We start from the raw sequence: 6,886 nt of genomic DNA, 5'->3' as shown, positions 1-6,886 counted from the left end.
ATCCTTGAGCAGTATTCGAACAACCGCCTGATCCGCCCGCGTGCGGAATACATCGGGCCTGGCATGCAGACGTATGTACCGGTTGAAGAACGCTAAGGAGTATTCATTTCAGATCCACAAAAAAATATAACTCATAGGGCTAGCACTTTTTGTGCAGCCCTATGACTTTGACCACAGGAGGAAATTACAAATGACTAACGGCGAAAAAATTTCAGTAGAAAACGGTGTCTTGAATGTTCCAAATAACGCAGTAATCCCTTATATTATCGGTGACGGAACAGGACCGGATATCTGGAATGCAGCTTCACGCGTTTTAGAAGAAGCAGTAACAAAAGCTTATAACGGTGAAAAATCAATTGTCTGGAAAGAAGTTCTTGCAGGACAAAAAGCATTCGACGAAACAGGAGAATGGCTTCCTGAAGAAACTCTTGAAGTAATCCGTGAGTACTTGATCGCTATCAAAGGACCTCTTACTACGCCAATCGGCGGCGGTATCCGTTCATTGAACGTAGCACTTCGCCAGGAACTTGATTTGTACACTTGCTTGCGTCCAGTTCGTTACTTCGACGGCGTACCTTCACCGGTAAAACGTCCTGAAGACACGGACATGGTTATTTTCCGCGAAAACACTGAAGATATCTATGCTGGTATCGAATACGCTAACGGTTCAGATGAAGTGAAAAAATTGATTTCATTCCTACAGGATGAAATGGGCGTTAAAAACATCCGTTTCCCTGAGTCTTCAGGTATCGGCATCAAACCGATTTCAGAAGATGGAACAAAACGTTTAGTGCGCGCTGCAATCAACTATGCAATTTCTGAAGGCCGCGAATCATTGACACTAGTTCACAAAGGTAACATCATGAAGTTCACTGAAGGAGCTTTCAAAAACTGGGGCTATGAAGTGGCTGAACAAGAATTCGGCGATAAAGTATTTACATGGAACGAATATGATGCAATTAAAGATGAAAAAGGTACAGACGCTGCGAACAAAGCACAGGAAGAAGCACTTGCTTCAGGTAAAATCCTTGTTAAAGATTCAATCGCTGATATCTTCCTTCAACAAATCCTTACACGCCCAAGCGAGTTCGATGTTGTTGCAACAATGAACTTGAACGGAGATTACATCTCTGATGCTTTGGCTGCTCAAGTAGGCGGAATTGGTATTGCTCCTGGAGCGAACATCAACTATGATACTGGACATGCGATTTTCGAAGCAACTCACGGAACAGCTCCTAAATATGCTGGCCTTGATAAAGTAAACCCTTCTTCAGTTATCCTTTCAGGTGTATTGATGCTTGAACACCTAGGATGGGGAGAAGCTGCTAAAATGATCACAAACTCTATGGAGAAAACAATTGCTTCTAAAGTTGTAACTTATGACTTTGCTCGTCTAATGGACGGCGCTACAGAAGTGAAATGCTCTGAGTTTGCTGATGAATTGATCAAAAACCTATAAGAGTAAATGACAAGCAAAAAGGAGGGGGATTTTCCCCTCCTTTTTTTGTCGCAATTATTTCTGATAAATATTCACCAGAACGTTTGTCGGTTTTCACTGCTGGCCATTTGTTAACAGGCTGTCATGCTCCTTTTGGGATGTCCGCTGTTTTGGTCCAATTCCTTTAGGGTAAAGAAAGAAAACATACATCTTTCTTACTAAATTATTATAGCGACGCGCGCTGCTTGCTTAGGAGCAACTGGCTTCGCTGTACCCAAAGCGGCAGCAGCTGCCACGGGAAGAAGATGTTTTATTTCAACTCAACTACTGTTAAAGGAGAGATCGTTCATGACATTCAAGCGTAAAAAGATTTCAGTGATTGGTTCTGGCTTCACCGGGGCGACAACGGCATTCCTATTGGCTCAAAAAGAGCTGGGAGATGTCGTGTTGGTTGATATTCCTCCGATGGAAAATCCGGCAAAAGGAAAGGCTTTGGATATGGCGGAGGCTGGTCCTGTACAAGGATTCGATGCCCGCGTATCAGGCACATCCAATTACGAAGATACCAAGGATTCAGATCTGGTCATCATCACAGCTGGGATTGCCCGTAAACCTGGCATGAGCCGGGATGATTTGGTCCAAACCAACCAGAAAGTCATGAAAGCTGTTACAGCGGATATTGTGAAGTACTCTCCGGAGACGACAATCATCGTTCTGACAAATCCTGTTGATGCCATGACGTACACGGTTTTCCAGGCATCCGGCTTTCCGAAAGAACGTGTTATCGGACAATCGGGCGTCCTGGATTCCGCACGTTTCCGCACGTTCGTAGCTGAAGAATTGAACATTTCAGTCAAAGATGTGACTGGATTCGTGCTAGGAGGACATGGTGATGACATGGTACCGCTTGTGAGGTATTCTTATGCTGGTGGAATCCCACTGGAGTCGATGATTGCAAAAGAGCGCTTAGATGAAATTGTGGAGCGCACGCGCAAAGGCGGAGCTGAAATCGTCAATCTGTTGGGGAATGGTTCAGCTTATTACGCACCTGCCGCATCACTGGTTGAAATGGCAGAGGCCATCATCAAAGACCAGCGCCGCATCCTGCCGTCCATCGCTTATTTGGAAGGCGAGTATGGATTGAATGGCATCTACTTAGGTGTGCCAACCATTTTGGGTGCGGGCGGCATTGAAAAAATAATTGAAATTGATTTGAATGAAGAAGAAAAAACATTGTTGAACCAGTCAGCCAATTCGGTTAAAGCGGTCATGAAAGTATTGGCATAGGCAATGTGCGAAGCGGACAGGGGAACTCCTGTCCGTTTTTCTGTCCTTAAAAATCGGCAGCCCTCTGCATTCAAATGTTCCCGGTACCTTGGGCGCTTGCACTTTCATTGATTAACTTGATACTATAAGAGTATCAAGTTAATTGGAGGGATGTTATTTGTTGCTTGGGAAAAAGCGGAAATTAGGCCGGCGAGTAGAAGACATCAAAATCGGAGAAAAACTGAAACTGACAGAAAAAATTGAAGACAAAGATCTTCTTCTTTATCTGGGTTTGACTAATGACAGCAATCCGCTGTATATTCAACACGATTTTGCGGCGCAAACCGCTTTTGAAAAGCCTGTGGTGCCGAATATTATGTTGACGGGCATTCTTACATCAGCGGTTTCCAAATATATACCGGGCCCCGGTTCGTATATTACCGGACAGGAGCTGAAGTTTTTAAAACCCGTCCACCATTACGCGACGATTGATTTTTTATTGGAAGTCACCGAAGTGGATATCAAGCATAATGAGGTTGTCATCCAAGTTCAAGGAAGCGATGAACACGGGGATGTCGTGGTTCAAGGTCAAATCACAGCTAACCCACCGCAATAGGGGAACAAGTAACAACTTATGCAATAGATAATTTCTGACGCGGTTTGAGATGGGGGTTTCAAACTGAGTGTGGAGGATGTAAAATGCTGAAGAAAATATTGATCATTGAAGATGAACATTCAATTGCAACCTTATTATCCTATAACCTTGTCCAAGCGGGTTTTGAAACTATTATCGCCAACGATGGCAAACAGGGCTACGATTTGGCTCTGAGCGAGAATCCATCTTTGATTGTCTTGGATCTCATGCTTCCATCAATGGATGGCGTAGAAGTCTGTAAATCGCTGCGCCAGCAAAAAATCAATACACCGATTATTATGTTGACTGCAAAAGGTGATGAGTTCGATAAAGTCTTGGGTCTGGAATTGGGAGCGGACGATTACATGACCAAACCGTTCAGTCCAAGAGAAGTAGTTGCGCGCATTAAAGCGGTGTTGAGAAGAGCGAACAATGTCCCGACTCCGCAACAGGATTCATCCGCACCGATTTCTCTCGGAAAATTGGATGTTTATCCTGATCGATTCGAAGTATTTCTCAATAAGGAGCAGTTGGAATTTACGCCTAAAGAATTTGAGCTTCTGGTCTATTTGATGGAAAATAAAAATCGTGTGTTAACACGGGATCAGTTGCTGAGTGCTGTTTGGAAATATGATTTTGCAGGAGATACTCGCATTGTTGACGTCCATATCAGCCATTTGCGCGATAAAATAGAAGAAAACAGCCGGAAACCGACCTTCATCAAAACGATCAGGGGATTGGGCTATAAGTTTGAGGAGCCGAAAAGCTCATGAAATCTTTTCGGCATCGGCTGTTGCTCACCTTGCTGGTGTGGATTGGAACGATGCTTACGGGTCTGTTCATGATCGTTCTTCAGATACTGCAATTCTACGAAGGTACTGAGGATAATTCGAATATCTGGCTTGTTTTATTTTTGGCATTTGCGGCAGCTTTGGTGTTTTCAGGCATCGTGGGCAGCAGAATCATCGATGTCCATATCAAACCGATTGAAAATGCCACCGAGACGGCTATGGAATTGGTAAAAGGAAATTACCGGGCACGTGCATCTGAATCAAATGCACAAAGCAGTGTTGGATTAAGCCGGACCATCAATGTACTAGCGCGAAATTTGCAGGAAATTACAGCAGTCCGTATCATGGAACAGGAACGGTTGAAAACACTGATTGAAAATATGGGCAGCGCGTTGATCATGATTGATCGGCAAGGAGGCATTTCACTTGTCAATAAACCATTTCTGGAAGAATTCGATTTGGCTCCCGATCATGTCATGGGCAAGTTCTACAAAGAGCTTCGAATCCCAATAGAATTGGAAAGCTTTATTGAAGATGTGTTCATGACGGAAACCCATTCCCGTGCCCAAATTGAATTTATGTCGGGGTTAACCTTAAAAAATTTAAACGTATACGGGGCACCGGTAATCGGAGAACATCAGCGCTGGCTTGGCATTGTAATTGTCTTCCATGATATTACGGAACTGAAGCGGTTGGAACAGATCCGCAAAGATTTTGTCGCAAACGTTTCCCATGAACTTCGGACGCCGGTCACTTCCATTAAAGGATTTTCAGAGACGCTGCTTGATGGTGCCTATAAGGATACAGAAACGTTATTGTCGTTTCTGGAAATTGTCCATACCGAAAGCAACCGGCTGGAGATGCTCATTAATGACTTGTTGGACTTATCAAGAGTTGAACAAAGTGGATTTGACGTCAAAGCCCAGCCGACGGATATGAAAGCGGTCATTAAACGGGCAGTCGAAATGATTCAACCGAAACTTGATGAAAAATCGATCCGCTTAAAGCTGGATGTAAGGCCGGCCACTGTATTCGGTGACGCTAACCGGTTAATTCAAGTGATCATGAATCTATTGATCAATGCTGTTACATATTCTAGTGCCAATACAGAAATCAATATCCGGCTTTTCGTTAAAGGCGAGCAAGCCGTCATTCAAGTGGCAGACCAAGGAATCGGTATTGAAAGCTCAGAAATCGGCCGTTTATTTGAGCGTTTTTACCGTGTTGACCGTGCACGCAGCCGCAATTCAGGCGGCACCGGTCTGGGTCTCTCCATTGTCAAACATTTAATCGAGGCGCATCATGGAAAAGTGGAAGTCGACAGCGAAGTTGGCGTCGGCACGACATTCACCATTTATTTGCCATTGGCTAGTTAATTTAGGAGGAAAGTATGGAAACCAAACACCCATTTTTGCCAATCATCATCGGCACAGACATGAATGCCTATAATATGGCCATTTCTTTTCACGAAGCATATGGCATCAAACCGATTTTAGTCGGTAAAGAACCGTTATCATTTACTTCATTGAGCACAATTACCGAAACGATCGAATTACGTTCTGGCTTGGCGGAAGATTCCCAGTTTGCCGATATCTTAATTGATATTGCCGAAAAGTACCGAGCACCTGGAAAAACGCTTTTGCTGATCGGAACCAATGACCTGTATGTTCGGTTGATTATCGAAAACGCAAAAATTTTGCGCGAGCACTATGTCTTCAATTATATTACGGAAGATTTGATGAACCAGCTGCAGGTCAAAGCGAATTTCTATGAATTGTGTAAAGTGCATGGCATCGAAACGCCAACGACATTTTTCTATGACTGCAAATCAGCTGAACCGTTCGAGGAAGAAATGATGTACCCAATCATCATCAAGCCGAGCAACGGGATCGAATACAGCCGAAACAAGTTTGAAGGGCAGCAGAAAGTCTATAAAGTCGATAGCCCGAAAGAGATGCACAACGTCATCCAGCAAATCAAAGCAAGCGGTTATAGCGACGAATTGATCATCCAGGATTATATCCCGGGAGACGACACTTTCATGTGGGATTCGGTTATTTATGCGAATTCAAAAGGTAAGACGCAGTTGGTGACATTTGCTCAAGTAGTTTTGCAGGAGCATACTGTTACGGCCATCGGGAATTATACCGCATTGATTACACGTTTCGATAAAGAAATGATGGTCAAGCTGCAGAATTTCCTGGAAGCTGTCGGTTATACCGGTTTTGCGAATTTCGATTTGAAATACGATGCACGTGACAAAAAATTCAAAGTGTTCGAAGTAAACATTCGACAGGGCCGTTCAAGCTATTATGTGACCGCTCTTGGCCATAATATGGCTGAGTATTTTGTCGATGACCTGATTTATCGGGCGGACAAGCCGGTGACATATCTGAACGAGGATTTCCTGTTTACGGTTGTGCCGAAAGCTGTCCTGCGCAATTTCGTAGATAACAAAGCAGTTCTCAAAGACATCAAGCGCCTGATTAAGAAAGGCCAGTACGGCAATCCTTTGTTCTACAAAAAAGACAAGCATTTAAAGCGCAAGCTCTATTTGCTGGCACGGCAAGTGAATTACTATAAAAAGTACAAAAACAATCAATGGTAATTTTACAGTAACTTAACACCAGCTTCACAGTCGGATGGTAAGGTTTAATAGAACCCCCTTCAACCGCATAATTGGAAAAAGAGTCCTTCCCCGGGCTCTTTTTCTATTTTTATGAAACTATTTTACAATTATTCCGTATTACAGATAAC

General features: G+C 43.6%; 6 protein-coding genes and 1 pseudogene. All 7 read left to right on the top strand.

Features of this window, described 5'->3' with window-relative positions:
* Positions 1–96, top strand: a pseudogene (locus H9630_RS13800) (citrate/2-methylcitrate synthase); the annotation flags it as partial.
* Between the two features lie 94 nt (positions 97–190).
* Positions 191–1,459, top strand: a complete 1,269-nt coding sequence (gene icd, locus H9630_RS13795; protein ID WP_191716039.1) for an NADP-dependent isocitrate dehydrogenase — start codon at positions 191–193, stop codon at positions 1,457–1,459.
* A 327-nt stretch (positions 1,460–1,786) separates the two neighbouring features.
* Positions 1,787–2,725: a malate dehydrogenase gene (mdh, locus tag H9630_RS13790; protein WP_191716038.1), complete on the top strand. Its 939-nt coding sequence runs from the start codon at positions 1,787–1,789 to the stop codon at positions 2,723–2,725.
* Positions 2,726–2,882: 157 nt separating this feature from the next.
* Positions 2,883–3,320, top strand: coding sequence for a MaoC/PaaZ C-terminal domain-containing protein (locus tag H9630_RS13785; protein ID WP_191716037.1), 438 nt, complete (start codon positions 2,883–2,885; stop codon positions 3,318–3,320).
* A gap of 83 nt (positions 3,321–3,403) precedes the next feature.
* Positions 3,404–4,111, top strand: coding sequence for a response regulator transcription factor (locus H9630_RS13780; RefSeq protein ID WP_191716036.1), 708 nt, complete (start codon positions 3,404–3,406; stop codon positions 4,109–4,111).
* Positions 4,108–5,505, top strand: a complete 1,398-nt coding sequence (gene pnpS, locus H9630_RS13775) for a two-component system histidine kinase PnpS (protein WP_191716035.1) — start codon at positions 4,108–4,110, stop codon at positions 5,503–5,505. Before H9630_RS13780 ends, pnpS begins: the two co-directional genes overlap by 4 nt.
* Positions 5,506–5,519: 14 nt before the next feature.
* On the top strand, positions 5,520–6,737 hold the full coding sequence (locus H9630_RS13770) for a carboxylate--amine ligase (protein ID WP_191716034.1): 1,218 nt from the start codon (positions 5,520–5,522) through the stop codon (positions 6,735–6,737).
* Positions 6,738–6,886 lie beyond the last annotated feature (149 nt).

Origin of the sequence: Planococcus wigleyi, from assembly GCF_014836985.1 — a bacterium.
GTDB lineage: Bacteria > Bacillota > Bacilli > Bacillales_A > Planococcaceae > Planococcus > Planococcus notacanthi.
Note: the sequence above shows the minus strand (reverse complement) of the source record. Positions and strands in the feature narration are given on the sequence as shown.